The sequence below is a fragment of the Marinospirillum sp. genome, from assembly GCF_035271045.1.
Taxonomy (GTDB): Bacteria; Pseudomonadota; Gammaproteobacteria; order Pseudomonadales; family Halomonadaceae; genus Marinospirillum.
On record NZ_DATESC010000001.1, the window covers coordinates 40,591 to 56,153 of the forward strand.

At 41.8% G+C, this 15,563-nt stretch carries 13 protein-coding genes; 4 read left to right on the top strand and 9 right to left on the bottom strand.

All coding sequences use genetic code 11. From position 1 onward, the window contains the following. Window positions 1-2: 2 nt before the first annotated feature. The 5 genes from VJY63_RS00160 to VJY63_RS00180 form a co-directional block, all read right to left on the bottom strand. Complete coding sequence (locus VJY63_RS00160; protein WP_324047461.1) at window positions 3-3,956, bottom strand: YhdP family protein; 3,954 nt, start codon at window positions 3,954-3,956, stop codon at window positions 3-5. A gap of 4 nt (window positions 3,957-3,960) precedes the next feature. After that, complete coding sequence (gene rng, locus VJY63_RS00165; protein WP_324047463.1) at window positions 3,961-5,424, bottom strand: ribonuclease G; 1,464 nt, start codon at window positions 5,422-5,424, stop codon at window positions 3,961-3,963. A 33-nt stretch (window positions 5,425-5,457) separates the two neighbouring features. Then, on the bottom strand, window positions 5,458-5,946 hold the full coding sequence (mreD, locus tag VJY63_RS00170) for a rod shape-determining protein MreD (protein WP_324047465.1): 489 nt from the start codon (window positions 5,944-5,946) through the stop codon (window positions 5,458-5,460). Then, entirely contained in the window at window positions 5,946-6,860 is a 915-nt protein-coding gene (mreC, locus tag VJY63_RS00175; protein WP_324047467.1) for a rod shape-determining protein MreC, read from the bottom strand. The genes mreD and mreC overlap by 1 nt, the downstream gene beginning before the upstream one ends. Before the next feature lie 75 nt (window positions 6,861-6,935). Next, complete coding sequence (locus VJY63_RS00180) at window positions 6,936-7,973, bottom strand: rod shape-determining protein (RefSeq protein WP_324047469.1); 1,038 nt, start codon at window positions 7,971-7,973, stop codon at window positions 6,936-6,938. Window positions 7,974-8,176: 203 nt separating this feature from the next. Here VJY63_RS00180 and gatC point away from each other — a divergent pair, with 203 nt between their 5' ends. Genes gatC through gatB form a run of 3 tightly spaced genes read left to right on the top strand, consistent with a single transcriptional unit; the run spans window position 8,177 to window position 11,440 of the window. After that, window positions 8,177-8,464: an Asp-tRNA(Asn)/Glu-tRNA(Gln) amidotransferase subunit GatC gene (gene gatC, locus VJY63_RS00185; protein ID WP_324047471.1), complete on the top strand. Its 288-nt coding sequence runs from the start codon at window positions 8,177-8,179 to the stop codon at window positions 8,462-8,464. 42 nt (window positions 8,465-8,506) lie between these two features. Next, the gene (gatA, locus tag VJY63_RS00190; RefSeq protein WP_324047473.1) at window positions 8,507-9,958 is read left to right on the top strand and encodes an Asp-tRNA(Asn)/Glu-tRNA(Gln) amidotransferase subunit GatA; all 1,452 of its coding nucleotides are present in this window, start codon (window positions 8,507-8,509) and stop codon (window positions 9,956-9,958) included. A gap of 33 nt (window positions 9,959-9,991) precedes the next feature. After that, on the top strand, window positions 9,992-11,440 hold the full coding sequence (gene gatB / locus VJY63_RS00195; protein WP_324047475.1) for an Asp-tRNA(Asn)/Glu-tRNA(Gln) amidotransferase subunit GatB: 1,449 nt from the start codon (window positions 9,992-9,994) through the stop codon (window positions 11,438-11,440). 63 nt (window positions 11,441-11,503) lie between these two features. Here the strand turns inward: gatB and VJY63_RS00200 are convergent, their stop codons facing one another. After that, window positions 11,504-12,301: a hypothetical protein gene (locus VJY63_RS00200; RefSeq protein ID WP_324047476.1), complete on the bottom strand. Its 798-nt coding sequence runs from the start codon at window positions 12,299-12,301 to the stop codon at window positions 11,504-11,506. Window positions 12,302-12,376: 75 nt separating this feature from the next. On the opposite strand from VJY63_RS00200, the gene VJY63_RS00205 reads away from it, so the two are divergent. Beyond that, on the top strand, window positions 12,377-13,345 hold the full coding sequence (locus tag VJY63_RS00205) for a hypothetical protein (protein WP_324047478.1): 969 nt from the start codon (window positions 12,377-12,379) through the stop codon (window positions 13,343-13,345). 7 nt (window positions 13,346-13,352) lie between these two features. Here VJY63_RS00205 and VJY63_RS00210 read toward each other — a convergent pair whose 3' ends face one another. From VJY63_RS00210 to VJY63_RS00220, 3 genes are read right to left on the bottom strand one after another with little or no spacing between them, the layout of a single operon-like run. After that, entirely contained in the window at window positions 13,353-14,255 is a 903-nt protein-coding gene (locus VJY63_RS00210) for a DMT family transporter (protein WP_324047480.1), read from the bottom strand. Beyond that, window positions 14,248-15,000, bottom strand: a complete 753-nt coding sequence (locus VJY63_RS00215; protein ID WP_324047482.1) for a molybdopterin-synthase adenylyltransferase MoeB — start codon at window positions 14,998-15,000, stop codon at window positions 14,248-14,250. Before VJY63_RS00215 ends, VJY63_RS00210 begins: the two co-directional genes overlap by 8 nt. A gap of 9 nt (window positions 15,001-15,009) precedes the next feature. After that, on the bottom strand, window positions 15,010-15,516 hold the full coding sequence (locus VJY63_RS00220; RefSeq protein WP_324047483.1) for an Lrp/AsnC ligand binding domain-containing protein: 507 nt from the start codon (window positions 15,514-15,516) through the stop codon (window positions 15,010-15,012). Window positions 15,517-15,563: the final 47 nt, after the last annotated feature.

A 15,563-nucleotide genomic window follows, 5' to 3' on the forward strand; every position in this document is an offset into this window, starting at 1 on the left:
CCCTAAAAAATACGTTGTAACTCTATTTTCGGGTTATTAAGTGGCCCAGTGATCTTGTAACGGATTTCTGTAAAGGTGTCAAAAAGGTTAGAAAATACTTTTTGTACTAGCCAAATAGCCGCCCCTATTTGGGGTGCGCCAACAACAACGGCTGCTAAGGGCAATGATTGTGCAACGGGCATAACAAGGGTTAGTTCTTGTTGTAAAGTTTCTTCAATTAAATCCACCTCACCGGTTAACGTCATACGCGTTGCTGAACTCACGATTTTAGTTGGCTCTATCGTGCGCAGATAACCTTCTTCTAGCTGGTAAACACCTTTAATTGAATCGTAACTAACACCCTTGGCGATTAAATCTAAAAAGTCTAGGCGCAAACGGCGCAGTAAAGTATCCATATTTAAAAGGCTAAATAGTTGGCTAATACCGCTTAATCTCAGGTCTGTTTTGGGAAAATAACCATCTTTAAGTTCTAGCTGCAATTTTGATTGTGCTTTTTGTAAATCAAAGGCAACAGGGGAACCTAGCCAAACTGTGGAAAAACTCAGTTTATGTTTACCACTAACAATAGGTGATTGTTTTTCAGCAGTTAAAGCCATAAGCGCTGGAGCCAAGTCTTTACCTGCTAAAACCCCTTCAACACGACTATTAGAACCTTGCTCATTAGTGAACCAATCGAAACGAGCAGAAAAATCACTTTCTTCTAAACTCACTAGCAAGGGGTCTAACTTTACACCTTCTTCTTGTGGTAGAAGCTGGGCAGTTAAACGCCCTAAACGCTTTTTCCCTAGTGTTAAATCGTCTATTTTTATAAAAGCAGCGGGTAAGGTTTTAGGGTTAAAATCAGCCAACCAGTCGTTAACTAAAGGTCTGGTTGCACGGTCAACAACTGGTTGTTCAACAGGTTTTAATGGGGCTTCGTCTTCGGCTACTGGTAAATGTAAATAATTTATAAATAGTTCAAGCTGCTGTTCAGAATCACTAGGCCACCAAGCTTCCCCACTGGCAACAGCTGAATTAAAGTTTAGCTTTAATCCCTCGCTTGAATTTTTTAAGTCTAAATCTAGCTGACCTAAATTAAGCTTTTGCCAGTTCAATTGGGCAATGTTGATATTCAGTTGATTTAAACCTTCTAGCTCATTTACGGGGAGAGTAATGCGTACAGGGCTACTAACATCTGGCGTAATTATTGGTGACTGACTAGCTTCACCTAAATTAAGTTGCGAGTACCAAGTATAGGCAGGTTCAATGCCTAGCTGATCGACACTGATGGTTACTATTAAACCTTGTTCTTCTGGCAAAATAGCTTTAGCTACATTTTTATCTGCTAAATGTAGTTGGCTACCCCGCAAGGGTTCGTTTAGGTGCATTAAAAAATCAAGTTGGTCAGCAAGCTGTAATTTAAGCGGTAGCTCATCAACAGAAAAATCTAGCTGTAGAGTAAACTTGCGTTCTTCTTGAATTTCTTTATTCCAAGGCAAGGCAGTAGCTAAGGCTAAGCCTTGTAAATCTGAGATGATTTTTAGTTCACCAATAGGTATCAGCGATAACTCACCTTGAACTTGGGTAATGCCAGTAAAATCTAATTCTTTTGGTAAATTAAAACGCGTTTTTACATCTTCAGCAGCCAAACCAGCAGAAAAACTTAGGTAATTTTTAGGCTCAATATAAAACTTTGCTATAACGGGTTGGCTCATTACTCGGCCAGTTAAACCCACAGATTCTAGCCCTTTTTCTAAGGTAAAGTTCAACGGGCCGTTAATATCAGTAACCGTTAAATCAATCGGCATAATTGTTAATTGCCCATTATTTATCTGGCTAACCAACTTCACGCTAGGTTGTTGTTCAGTTTTAACTAGGGGAATGGCTAAATTAATAGCACCCATTATTTCGCCAGAATAAATCCAGTCATGTAGTGGCTCGGCTATTTGTGTTGCTAGCGGGCTGTTTTTAACCAGCCAAGGAAAGAGTGCTAAGGGTGCTTTCACCTCAGAAAAAACGTCAAGTTTAAGCTTGCCGTCATTATCTAGCTTGGTTGCAAAAGAGGCATTAGTTAACTTTCCAGTACCCATCTTTGCACTAGCAACCGAACCTTTCACCCAACCATCAATCACCTGTACCTGCCCCTTGGCTTGGCTAAGGCTTGGCCAGTCTGGCTGAAATTTAAAGTCAGTCGCAGTAAAGTCTATGGCGAGTTGAAATGCAGCCGTATGTGCCTGAGCAATGGAACCGGCGTAAATAAAACCAGCTTTATTTATCTGCCCTGCTTTCAAAGCTGAATTAAGCCAATAGAATAATTCAGGTTCTAACAATCGCTCAGGTACTAGCCAACGGTGAGCAGCGGCATAGGTAGGTAATAAGCCTAGGTTTAAATAAAGACGCTGATCATTTGCCCCATAAAAGTAAGTGAAGTCACCGCTTACATACACATTGTTTTTTAGCTTTTTATCAAGCGGTAGCGTTACAGCAAGGTCTTCACCAATAACCCACACTTCCTTCCCTTCTAGTTCCCAGCGAATCCGCCCTTTAGCTTGACTAAAATCCCAAACCGAGGAGTATAAATCGGGAAAACCTAGCTGTAATGGGTGATCTGCAAAAACCACCTGTCCACCTTTAGTGTCTGCTTGCAACCAACCATTTAAACCAGCACCCAAGGGCGCACCCTGCCAAGTATTCGCTTTTATACCTTGTAAGTTTACTTGCAAGTCAAACTCATCAACTAGATTACTAGTCAAAAATAAGTTTTTTAAACTGCCACCAGGCGACAGGTCTTTAATGAGTTGTTGCGCTATTTTAGGCAGGCGTTGATCTTTCTTTAATGACTTAACTAAAGGGTCTAGCTTTAACTCTTCTAGTTGTAAATAATTTTTTTCTTCTATTTGCCCAAGGCGACCTGCTAATTTTGGAAAATAATAAGAGCCAGACTTTAATTGATTGATTTCCCAGTCTACAGACCAGTTATCTAGTTCGCCCTGCAAGGTTAATTTAGCTTCACCAAATTCAACTTGCCAACGCTTATCTTGAAGTATCTCTACATTCTTAGCTTGTAAATCAAGTTTTGCTTGCCCTTGATTAAGATTTAACCAACCTTCTACTGAAAATTTGCCTTGTATATTGTCAGCTTTTTCTTGCATAGATGTTAACCAAAGTGCTTGAAAGTCATCTAGGCTAACCAGTGGAAAGTTAAACCAAGCTGTAAGATTGGACGTTTGAGCGTTGAAGGTTTCACCTTCAAAAGTAATCACTAACTCTGCTGGCTGAGTGATTGCTGTTGAAGCTTCTAATTGAAAAAAAAGTTGTCGGCCTTTAGACCAACGATGGTAACTCATTGAATCGGCAGAAAAGAATAGCGGCTCATCATTTAAAGGCTGTAAATTAAATCGTAAATCTGCAAAGTTTAATTCACCCTGAACTAATAACTGTTCAATATAACCTAGTACTTGGCGCAGGCTAGCTGTTGCACTGACTGTATCAATCACCGAGTTCGTTTTATTTTCTTCAACCAAAGTTTGTTGATTTTGCCACCCTTTTAGCTGCCAACCATCGGGTGTTTCTTCCAACCAAAGCTCTAACCCTGCCAAACGTGCACCTTTCATACGTGGCACTCCAGCAACTAAACTGGCTAGGGTGTCTAATTCAAAATAAACGTCTTCAATAACTAAAAATACTTGGTTTTGATTACTTAAGGTTAGCGCTTTAACACCTACGGCTGGGTCTATTTTAAACAAGCTACCACTGAGGTGAGACATTTCTATTTCAAAAGGCAAGCGTTCAGTTAACCAAACTTCTAAGTGGGGTCGTAATAAATCTACTTGAGGTATAAGGGAACGAATAAATAATACGAGCAGCGCAACGCTAACAACGAGAACTAGAGCCGACCATAAGGGTAGCTGTAGTAAGTAAAATCGCCATGAACGATCTTTTTCTGACTGATTTGATTTGTTTGACTGAATCGCCATAAAGCTACTGTAAAACGATATCAAACTGCTCTTGTGAGTAGAGCGTTTCAACTTGAAAACGTATCGTTTTACCAATAAATAGCTCTAAGTCTGCAACAGCTGCTGATTCTTCATCTAAAAAGCGATCAACTACCACTTGCCCAGCCATCACTAAATAGGCATCGCCACCATAAGCTCTATCCATACGCAGCAAATCACGTAAAATTTCGTAACAGACGGATTCAGAGGTTTTTAACGTGCCACGCCCTAAACAAAGGTGGCAAGGCTCACAAATAATTTGCTCTAAACTTTCGCGGGTTCTTTTACGGGTCATTTGCACTAAACCTAGCTCGGTTACACCGGTTAATTTAGTTTTGGCATAGTCCCTTTCTAGGTTACGTTCTAATAAACGCAGCACTTGGCGTTGGTGTTCAGCATCAACCATATCAATAAAATCAATAATGATAATGCCACCCAGATTTCTTAAACGTAGTTGCCTAACTATCGCTGCTGCTGCTTCTAAGTTGGTTTTAAAAATGGTTTCTTCTAGGTTGCGATGCCCAACAAAACCGCCAGTATTTACATCAATGGTGTTCATGGCTTCAGTTTGGTCGATAACTAAATAACCACCGCTTTTTAGCTGTACTTTACGACCCAGTGCTTTTTGTATTTCATCTTCAACGCTGTACAGGTCAAAAATGGGGCGTTCACCAGGGTAATACTCCAGCTTATTTGGTAAGTCTGGAATAAACTCTTCTACAAATGCATACAGCTTATGAAAGTTTTCGCGTGAATCTACACGGATTTTTTCGAGTTCAGGGCGTACAAAGTCGCGCATCGAGCGCATAAATAAAGGTAAGTCTTCATAAATTTTATAGATGCCAGTTTCACGTTTAATGCGTCTATCAACGGCTTGCCAAACCCTATGTAAAAAATAAATATCCGCTAAAATTTCTTCACTGCCTACACCTTCAGCGGCGGTACGTAAAATAAAACCGCCTTGTTCTTGGGCATTAATTTCAGCCAAACCTTGATTCACTAAGTCTTTTAAGCGTTGACGTTCATCGTCTTGTTCAATACGTTGCGACACACCGACATGGGGTGTTTGTGGCATATAAACTAAGTAACGAGAAGGAATTGAAAGGTGGGTGGTTAAACGCGCACCTTTAGTGCCAATGGGGTCTTTAGTCACTTGCACTACAAGGCTTTGCCCTTCATGCAACAGGCTAGCAATCATAGGCTCAGCCGTTTGGTCAACTGAAGGTTTGGCGACTTCAGCAACGTGAATAAATGCTGCGCGGTCTAAACCTATGTCCACAAATGCTGCCTGCATTCCTGGTAAAACACGTACCACCTTGCCTTTATAAATATTGCCAACTATGCCACGGCGGCTAGTACGTTCTATATGAACTTCTTGTAAAACACCATTTTCAACCAGCGCGACCCTAGTTTCTGTAGGCGTTATATTTATTAATATTTCTTCACTCATGGCTTACCCAATTAAAATAACCTATTTAGATTATTAGTTTACTGCAAAGCGCCGTTTTAATCCTTGTAAAAGAATGTATATCCAACTCCATAGCACGGCTGAAATAAAAGCGGGTAATAATAAAAACCCCACACTTGAAAAAGAACCAAAAATACTTTGTATCCATTGAAAAACTAGCTGACTGACACCAATTAATAAAAATACTAAAGCTGATTGTTTAAGGAGTGAATACATACGAATGCGCTGATAAAAACTATTACATAAAAAAGCTAACAAACTCATTACTATGGCATTATGCCCCAGCAAAGTGCCTTCGACTAAATCTAAGACTAAACCCCATAAAAAACCGTAACCAACGCCAATCCTTTGTGGGAAATTTAATGACCAATAAATTAATACTAAACTTAGCCACTCTGGGCGTAAGTATAAAAATAGTTTAGGCATTGGCAAGGCTTGTAGATAGAGCGCAATCAGAAAAGTAATCTGAACCACCCAAAACCCCTGAATTTTTCTATTAGGCATCAGGTATCTTTCTCCGCTGTTATCATCATTAATTCTTCAGATACAGGTTCTACAAGGTGATGTTTTAACAAAAGCACATAACGACTGCGATCAAGTTGTGCTTTAGGTGTAGCAATAACATCCATAAAAGGTTCGCCACGTTGGTGCGATATTTTTGTAATCTCTGCTACGGGATAACCAAAAGGAAAGCGACCACCGATACCTGAAGTAATGAGTAAATCACCTTCTTTTAAATCCGCAGTTTCTGGTACATGGCTAAGGTAAAGTTCTTCTGCCTTACCACCACCTTGGGCAATAAAACGCAAGCCATTGCGATTAACTTGTACTGGAATGGCATGGTGAATATCTGAAATTAACAGTAAGCGGCTGGTATAAGGGCTGGTAAAAATAAGTTGCCCCATAACCCCTGACGCATCAATCACTGGCTGACCTATATAAGCACCATCTTGCCGTCCACGATTAATAATCACTTGCTGTGAAAAAGGGTCATAGTTTAAACCGATTAATTCGCCGCTAATGTAATCTATTTTGCGGTTTTTTGCAGCATTAAGCAGTTCTCTCAGGCGTACATTTTCAGCCACAACCGAAGCCATTAATTGACTACGCTCAGCTAAAATGAGTGTTTGTGATTTTAATTCACGGTTTTCATCTAATAGTATGTTGCGATTTGTAAGACTATCAGAAACCCAACCCCAAGCACGCCCTGGTGCATCAGCTGCCCATTGTACGGGTGTAACAATTAATGTTAACCAAGAGCGGGCATTGGCTACTTCATTAAAACGATTTTCAGCAAACATCAGTCCACCTCCTATTATTAATGCAATAATAAAGTGGTAGCCTAAGTAAGAGTTATTCGAAAAAAGTTGCTTAATGGTCGAGTCCTCATAAGGTCTTTTAACTTTAATACAAATCACTTGCTATAAAATGCACAGAAACGCCACATTCTTTAACAGAGCGGGCGTTTCTATGTTTAAAGTTTACTGGCTGGTTTATTCGATAGATAATAGATCAAAGGTATGCTGATCTATTAACTCTAAAGCTTTTCCTCCACCTAAAGCCACGCAAGTCAGTGGGTTTTCAGCAATAATGACAGGTAAGCCAGTTTCTTCAGCAATTAACTTATCAATGTCACGTAATAATGCACCACCACCCGTTAATACTAAACCGCGCTCAGCAATGTCTGAGGCTAATTCAGGTGGCGATTGCTCAAGTGCATTTTTAACGGCTTGTACAATGGATGCTAGTGGCTCTTGTAGCGCCTCTAACACTTCATTGGAGTTAAGGGTAAAGCTACGTGGAATACCTTCAGCAAGGTTGCGACCACGCACGTCAATTTCTCTGGTTTCACTGCCTGGGTAAGCGCAGCCAATTTCTTGCTTAATGCGTTCAGCCGTTGCATCACCAATTAAGCTACCATAGTGACGACGCACATAAGCAATAATCGCTTCATCAAAACGATCACCGGCAGTACGAACAGATTCTGAATAAACCACACCGTTCAAAGAGATAATGGCAATTTCAGTGGTACCACCACCAATATCAACCACCATTGAACCTTGTGCTTCAGAAACGGGTAAGCCCGCACCAATCGCCGCAGCCATAGGCTCTTCAATTAAGTAAACATCACGCGCACCTGCACCCAAAGCCGACTCTTTGATAGCACGGCGTTCCACTTGAGTTGACATACAAGGCACACAAACCAGTACACGAGGGCTGGGTGTAAAAAAGCTATTATCGTGTACCTTGGCAATAAAGTACTGCAACATTTTTTCAGTAACGTGGAAGTCGGCGATTACACCGTCTTTCATAGGGCGGATGGCAGTGATATTACCCGGTGTTCTACCCAGCATACGCTTAGCGTCAAAACCAACGGCAGCAACACTACGCTGATTACCATGGTGTCTGATAGCAACTACAGACGGTTCGTTCAACACAATGCCTTTGCTGCGTACATAAATCAGTGTATTTGCTGTTCCCAAATCAATTGAAAGATCGTTGGAGAACATACCTCTTAAACGTTTAATCATGCTTTTGGTGACCTATCCTAATGTATCCCTATTCAGCTGGGCGGAAACTCTAGCAACCTGAAGGGTTCAGGGCAAGTAACTTATAGGTAAACTTATTAAATAAAGACTGAAATTACAGAAAAGTGCCATCAACACAATGCCAGCCTTGTGTTATTCTTTACTGTATTCCGCAGAAATATAACCTGCATTTTTAAGGTGCATTCATGAAGCTTAATGTAGAAGAACTCCATAAAGTGGCTCATCTAGCCCGTCTAAGTATCCACGCTAAAGATGAAGAAAGCTACTCTCAAGCGCTTTCCAACATTCTTAATCTTGTTGATGAAATGCAAAGTATTGATACGCACGGCGTACAGCCTATGGCGCACCCAATGGATGCCGTGCAACGCTTGCGTACCGATCAAGTCACCGAAAACAACCAGCGTGATTATTTACAACAACTGGCACCAGCCACAGAAAATGGCCTTTATTTAGTGCCTAGAGTTGTTGAGTAAAATTAGTTATTTACCTTTTAAAATAGACACCTAGGATACCCCATGCTAGATCTCAGCCTTACCCAAATGGCCCAAGGCCTTGCTGAACGCAAATTTTCAAGCGTAGAACTGACACAAGCCTTTTTACAACGCATTCAAATTGTTAACCCTCAGCTCAATGCTTTTATTACCATTACTGAATCGCAAGCTTTAGACGCAGCCAAAGCAGCAGATAGCCAGTTAGAAAAAGGCACAGCTACACCGTTAACAGGCATTCCTATTGCACATAAAGACCTTTTTTGTACAGAAGGCGTAAAAACCTCCTGCGGCTCCAAAATGCTTGACAACTTTATAGCACCTTATGATGCTGCCATTGTTACTAATCTTGCTGAAGCTGGTGCGGTTTCGTTAGGCAAAACCAACTTAGACGAATTTGCGATGGGCTCTTCCAACGAAAGCTCTTTTTATGGCGCAGTAAAAAACCCTTGGGATACTCAAGCCGTTGCCGGTGGTTCATCGGGTGGTTCTGCAGCGGCTGTTGCAGCACGTTTAGTGCCTGCTGCAACTGGCTCAGATACAGGTGGTTCTATTCGTCAACCGGCTGCTTTTTGTGGCATTACTGGCTTAAAACCTACCTATGGTCGTGTTTCTCGCTGGGGCATGGTTGCTTATGCTTCTAGTATGGATCAAGCCGGCCCTATGGCGCGTTCTGCTGAAGATTGTGCGCTTATGCTGCAACACATGGCAGGCTTTGATGCGCGTGACTCCACCAGTATTGAACAAGCCGTACCTGACTACCTAAGCCAGCTAGGTAACTCTATTCAAGGTATGACCTTCGGACTTCCCAAAGAATATTTTGCTGAGGATCTTAATCCACAAATGGCTGAGCGCATTCAAGCAGCCATTAAAGAATTAGAAAAGTTAGGTGCTAAGGTTAAAGCAATTAGCCTACCGCTAACACGCATGGCGATACCGGCTTATTATGTGATAACCCCAGCCGAAGCCAGTTCTAACTTGTCGCGTTTTGACGGTGTGCGTTATGGCTACCGTTGCGAAGACCCTAAAGACCTTGAAGACCTTTATAAGCGTTCACGTTCAGAAGCATTTGGTCATGAAGTTAAGCGCCGTATTTTGATTGGTACTTATGCGCTATCAGAAGGTTTCTACGATGCCTACTATAATAAAGCCCAACAAATACGCCGTTTGTTAGCCGAAGATTTCCAAAAAGCATTTCAACAGGTTGATTTAATCGTTGCACCCACAACACCCAATCCAGCCTTTGACTTGGGCAGTAAAATCACTGATCCCATTCAAATGTATTTAGAAGATATTTATACGCTGGGTGTTAACTTGGCTGGCCTACCGGCTATTTCAGTGCCTGCCGGTCAAATTAATAATCGCCCCGTGGGTTTACAGCTTATTGGTAACCATTTTGGTGAGAGTCAATTACTTAACGCCGCACACCAGTTCCAGCAAGTCACCGACCATCATTTACAAAAGCCAGCACTTGTATAGAACATAAAATTAACTTAATAAAAGGTTTGCACTATGCAATGGGAAGCCGTTATCGGGCTAGAAATACACGCTCAGCTCGCCACCAAAACTAAAATATTTTCGGGTAGCAGTACTGCGTTTGGTGCTGAACCCAACAGCCAAGCCAACATTATTGACCTTGCTATGCCCGGCATTTTACCAGTGTTGAATAAACAAGCCGTTGAAATGGCAATTAAATTTGGTTTAGCTATCAACAGCGCTATTCCTGAACGCACCACGTTTGACCGTAAAAACTACTTCTACCCCGATTTGCCTAAAGGCTATCAAACCACGCAAATGGCAACCCCGATTGTGGGGCGTGGTTATTTAGATATTCAGCTAGAAGACGGCAGCAGTAAACGCATCGCCATCCACCATGCTCACCTTGAAGAAGATGCCGGTAAAAGCCTGCACGAAGACTTCCAAGGCATGACAGGTGTTGACTTAAACCGTGCAGGCACACCACTTTTAGAAATCGTTACTGAACCCGAAATGAGTACTGCTAAAGAAGCGGTAGCCCTGCTTAGATCCATTCACTCGATTATTACTTACTTAGGCATTTCTGACGGTAATATGGCAGAAGGTTCTATGCGCTGTGATGCTAACGTTTCGGTACGCCCTAAAGGTCAAGAAAAGTTAGGCAACCGCTGTGAAATTAAAAATATTAACTCTTTTCGCTTTGTAGAAAGAGCCATTAACCATGAAATTCAGCGCCAAATTGAAGTGCTAGAAGATGGCGGCCGCATTGCCCAACAAACGCGTTTATACGATCCAGATTTAAACGAAACACGGGCGATGCGTTCTAAAGAAGATGCCAACGATTACCGCTACTTTCCCTGCCCCGATTTACTGCCCGTTGAAATTGATTCAGCCTTTGTACAGCAGCTAAAAGATGCATTACCCGAGCTACCTGAAGAAAAGCGTCAGCGCTTTACAGAACAACTAGGTTTATCGGTTTACGATGCGGGCGTGCTGTCTAGCAGCCGTCCGTTAGCGGATTATTTTGATAAGGTGGTTGCGCTGTGTGGCGATGCACAACTCGCGTCCAACTGGATTAGCGGCGAACTGGCTGCCCAATTAAACCGTGATGGTGTTGAAATTACTCAAGCAGCAGTAACACCTGAACAGTTTGCAGGTATCCTAATTCGCTTAAAAGATGACACCCTCAGTAACGGTGCAGCTAAGCAGGTTTTTGCTGCACTTTGGGCAAAAGAAGGCCAAACAGCCGATGAAATCATTGAAGCCAAAGGGCTTAAACAGGTTACTGATACCGGCGCTATTGAAGCGATTATTGATGAAATCTTGGCTAAAAATACAGCACAGGTTGAACAATACCGCGCTGCTGAGCCAGACAAACGTGGCAAGATGGTCGGCTTCTTTGTGGGTCAAATCATGAAAGCCTCAAAAGGCACAGCCAATCCCAAAGCAGTAAACGAACTACTAGCCAAAAAGCTTAATGGTTAACAACTAGCTGAAAAAAACGTTAGGAACAGCAGCAGCCACCAAATTTGGGGGCTGCTGCTGTTCCTAACGAATCGCCGCTAAAATCTGCTGCCTTACATCTCGCCCCTGCTCATCTTTTTCTACAGCCATAATAAATAAACATTGCCCTTTACTTAATTCTGCCCACTTATGACCCACTGCACGTTTATCTACTGAATCGTCATTGCTGACATAAACCTCGCCTTTATACTCAACAATCAACATACGCCCGTCTGTTAACTCACAAACAAAGTCAGGATAAAACTTGCCCTGTGCAAGAGGCAGCCAAAAAGAAGCTTGGTCACGGCGTACTAGGTTACGAATCCAGTGTTTAATTTGTGGCAAACTTTCAATAGCTTTTGCACACTCAAACTCTTCACCTGTTGATTTAAGGTCTTCAATTAAATTTTGCGGAAAGTAATGCTTACTAAAGACAAAGCTTCCTGAATAATAAGGTGGGCGAGAAGGATAGCTGTTAGGGTTAAAGCTATAGAAAAACTCATCGGCTAAACAAGCTGTATTGCTGCTTTTAAAAAGTGACTGCTGATAACTTGCTGTCTTTGCCTTGGTTCGATAACTTCTAATCGTATCTCGAATTGCCTGCGCTAAAGGGTATTTATTCCTTACCAATGCTGTTAACGTCATGTCGTATTGCTGTAGTAAATTTTTTACTAGCCTACTAATAAAACTTGCCATTTGCTGTTGAACAATGTCTGTTTGCCGCAGTTCTTTATCTAGCCAGCGAATAAGATCTTGTTCTGTTATATCTATAAAACCTTGGTTAAAAGGTAAAATATCCTTCTGTTCCGCAACATGGTATTTAACTTTTTTACCTTCAATCACAGCTTGCTCCTATACTGGTAATTTTTGCAAACTAGACTAAGCTAAAAAAGTAGCCACCTTAAAAAAGGAGTTTGCATGAATACCCCAGATGATGCATTGGACAACACTCCACCCGATAATGAAGAAACAGTGCGTTCTGATTACGATGGCGCTTGGAAAGCTGCTTTAGAAAAGTACTTTAAAGAGTTTCTTGAGTTATTATTTCCAGCCATTTATAACGCAGTGGATTGGAGCAAAGGCTATGAGTTTCTTGATGGCGAACTAGAGAAAATTACTGTTGATGCTAAAACAGGCCGCCGCTATACCGACAAACTGGTTAAAGTTTACTACCAAGACGGCACCGAAGAGTGGCTACTAATACACGTTGAAATTCAAACTTCGCCTGAATTAAAAGGCATTTTTGCACGGCGTATGTTTACCTACTGGTCACGCTTAACCGACCGCTACCAAGTGGATGTTGTCAGCCTTGCAGTCTTGGCTGATACTAACCAAAGCTACCGACCGAGTAGTTTTAAGTTTAGCCGTTCAGGTACACAAATGGATTTCACCTACCCCATTGCTAAGCTAACAGACTACGAAAGCGAAACTAACTGGGCTAGCCTTGAGGCAAATAATAATGTTTTTGCTTTACTAGTCATGGCGCAAATCAAGGCCAAACGCCTGAAAGGTAATAACAAAAATCTTTTTGAATTTAGGCTAGGTTTAACTCGATTACTTTATCAGCGTGGTTACAGCCGTGAACAGGTCATTGAGTTATTTCACTTTATTGGCTGGATGATTCGCTTTCCTGACGCACTTGAGCAACAATTAATTGAAGCCGTTAAACTTGTCGAAGAGGAATTTAAAATGCCTTACATTAACACAGTTGAACAGTATGGAATTAAGCAAGGAATCGAAAAAGGAATCGAAAAAGCTGCCTGTAACTTGATTAAACAAACCGAGCTAGATGACAAAACCATTGCTGCCGCTACAGAGCTTTCGATTAAAGCCGTTGCTCAGTTACGCCAGCAATTAAAAGACAAGCCAGCAGAACTCCAAGCTTAACTCTTATTCAGGCGTTCCTAACTGCTCGATTAGCCCAATAAACCCCAAAAACTGTAACAGCTACGCCCACCAAAGCTAAGCCAGTCATTTGCTCATCAAATAACCACCAAGCCTCTAAAGCGGTTAAAGGTGGCACTAGATAAAAATAGCTGGCTGTACGGGTAGATTCACCGGCTTTTATCATCACTAGCAGTAATAAAATTGCACCCACTGAAAGCACTAAAACAGACCAGCCTAAAGCTAATATAAAATCTGGATGCCACTGGGCTGCACCTTCACCTTTAATAACCACCATTAACAAGGTCAGTACCAAGGTAGCACAATACTGAATAAAAGAAGCAGACAAGGGCGATTGTGCTTCACAAGCATTTTTAGAATAGATAGTGCCCAAAGTTATACCTAACAATGCCAGTAGCACCCAAGCCAAGCCTTGCCAAGTTAAGTTCACTGCTTGTAATTGCATCATTGATGTTTGCTGTAGAACCAACATGACTCCAGCTAAACCCAATATTAGCCCTAACCACTGGCGTAAACCTAACCGTTGCTGCCAAACAAAATAGACCACTACGCCCGTTAACAAAGGCTGTAAACCCACCAATAAAGCTGTTAAACCCGCTGGAACACCCGCATCTATGGCAGAAAAAACACCGGCTAAATAAGCGCCATGAATTAACGAACCCGCTATTAGCTGCTGTCGCCATAAGCGCCAACTACGCGGTAAGCGAACTGAAAAAACTTTTAATAATAAGGCAAAACACAGCAGGTTAAATGCCATGCGCCAAGATAGAAATACAAAGGGTTCGCTATAAGGAAGCCCATATTTGGCACTAATAAAGCCCGTGCTCCACAAAAGCACAAAAAACCAAGGGGCAAAACGTATTAACCAAGGAGAAGAGAAAATATTAAGCATGGTTAGCACAACAAGAACAAGCGGGGTCTTTTAGTAATTTTAAATTACGCATTTCTGAACGCAGGCCATCATAGGTCAGTAATTTACCTATCGCTGGTGTACCAAAGTTACCCAAAACTTTAAGTGCTTCCACCGCTTGCAAACTACCTATCACCCCAACCAAAGGCGATAGTACACCGCTTTCTGAACAGCTTAGTTCTGCATCATCGGCATTTTCATCATAGATACAGGCATAACAAGGGCTGGTTGCTAGGCGCGGGTCAAACACCGACATCTGCCCAGAAAAACGTATCGCCGCACCAAACACCAAAGGTTTGTTAGCGGCTTGGCTGGCGCGGTTAATTGCAAAACGGGTAGAGAATCTGTCGGAGCAATCGCAGACTAGATCAACCGCCTTAACAGCTTCCAGCATAGCCTCGCCCTGCAACAAGCTATTATGGGTAATGATTTTTATGGCGGGATTCAGCTGTTTTAAGCGTTCACTCGCCGACTCAACCTTCTGCTGGTTTAGGCTAGCATCTTGATGAATGATTTGCCGTTGCAGGTTAGAAAGGTCAACATAGTCTGGATCGGCTAGGTGCAGTTCACCCACGCCAGCCGCTGCTAAATACAAGGCAACCGGCGAACCTAAGCCGCCCAATCCGATAATCAAGACTTTGCTGTTTAATAATCTTTCTTGTCCAGCAATGTCAACTTCTGGCAATAATATCTGGCGGCTGTAACGCAGCAGTTGTTGATCGTTCATGGTGACTCGCTAACACTCCTGTTCTAGTTCATGCAGTGTCGGCAAGTGAATAGAAAAATCTTCTTTCACCTCTTCCATCACCACATAGCTTTTAGATTCTTTAACCCCTGGCAAGGTTAGCACTAGATCACACAATAGCTGGCGATAGGCACTCATTTCTGGAATGCGGCATTTTAAAATATAGTCAAATTGCCCAGAAACTAAATGGCATTCTTGAATTTGTGGCAGTTTACTCACCGCTTTACGAAACTCATCAAAAATTGTGGGTGATTGTGTTTCTAGGCTAACTTCTACAAAAACCAACAAATTAGCGCGTAAATACTGCGGATTAAGAACGGCCTTATAACTTTTAATAACTTGGTTGCGTTCTAAACGCTTAACCCTTTCTAGGCAAGGCGTTGTTGAAAGTCCCACTGTATTTGCTAAATCAACATAAGAAATACGCGCATTCTCTTGTAATGCTTGGAGGATTTTTAAATCAATTTTATCGAGCATACGTGACTTAGGAGTCTTCATAATAATACTACCTTTTATTGTTTTAATAGTTTTTTATCATGTTAATT

What these genes read in the sequence shown, in the direction of transcription:
- gatB (WP_324047475.1), top strand. Translation starts at nt 9,992, where the DNA reads ATGCAATGGGAAGCCGTTATCGGGCTAGAAATACACGCTCAGCTCGCC.
- gatA (WP_324047473.1), top strand. Translation starts at nt 8,507, where the DNA reads ATGCTAGATCTCAGCCTTACCCAAATGGCCCAAGGCCTTGCTGAACGC.
- VJY63_RS00220 (WP_324047483.1), bottom strand. Translation starts at nt 15,516, where the DNA reads ATGAAGACTCCTAAGTCACGTATGCTCGATAAAATTGATTTAAAAATC.
- VJY63_RS00180 (WP_324047469.1), bottom strand. Translation starts at nt 7,973, where the DNA reads ATGATTAAACGTTTAAGAGGTATGTTCTCCAACGATCTTTCAATTGAT.
- VJY63_RS00160 (WP_324047461.1), bottom strand. Translation starts at nt 3,956, where the DNA reads ATGGCGATTCAGTCAAACAAATCAAATCAGTCAGAAAAAGATCGTTCA.
- VJY63_RS00205 (WP_324047478.1), top strand. Translation starts at nt 12,377, where the DNA reads ATGAATACCCCAGATGATGCATTGGACAACACTCCACCCGATAATGAA.
- VJY63_RS00215 (WP_324047482.1), bottom strand. Translation starts at nt 15,000, where the DNA reads ATGAACGATCAACAACTGCTGCGTTACAGCCGCCAGATATTATTGCCA.
- gatC (WP_324047471.1), top strand. Translation starts at nt 8,177, where the DNA reads ATGAAGCTTAATGTAGAAGAACTCCATAAAGTGGCTCATCTAGCCCGT.
- VJY63_RS00210 (WP_324047480.1), bottom strand. Translation starts at nt 14,255, where the DNA reads ATGCTTAATATTTTCTCTTCTCCTTGGTTAATACGTTTTGCCCCTTGG.
- rng (WP_324047463.1), bottom strand. Translation starts at nt 5,424, where the DNA reads ATGAGTGAAGAAATATTAATAAATATAACGCCTACAGAAACTAGGGTC.
- mreD (WP_324047465.1), bottom strand. Translation starts at nt 5,946, where the DNA reads ATGCCTAATAGAAAAATTCAGGGGTTTTGGGTGGTTCAGATTACTTTT.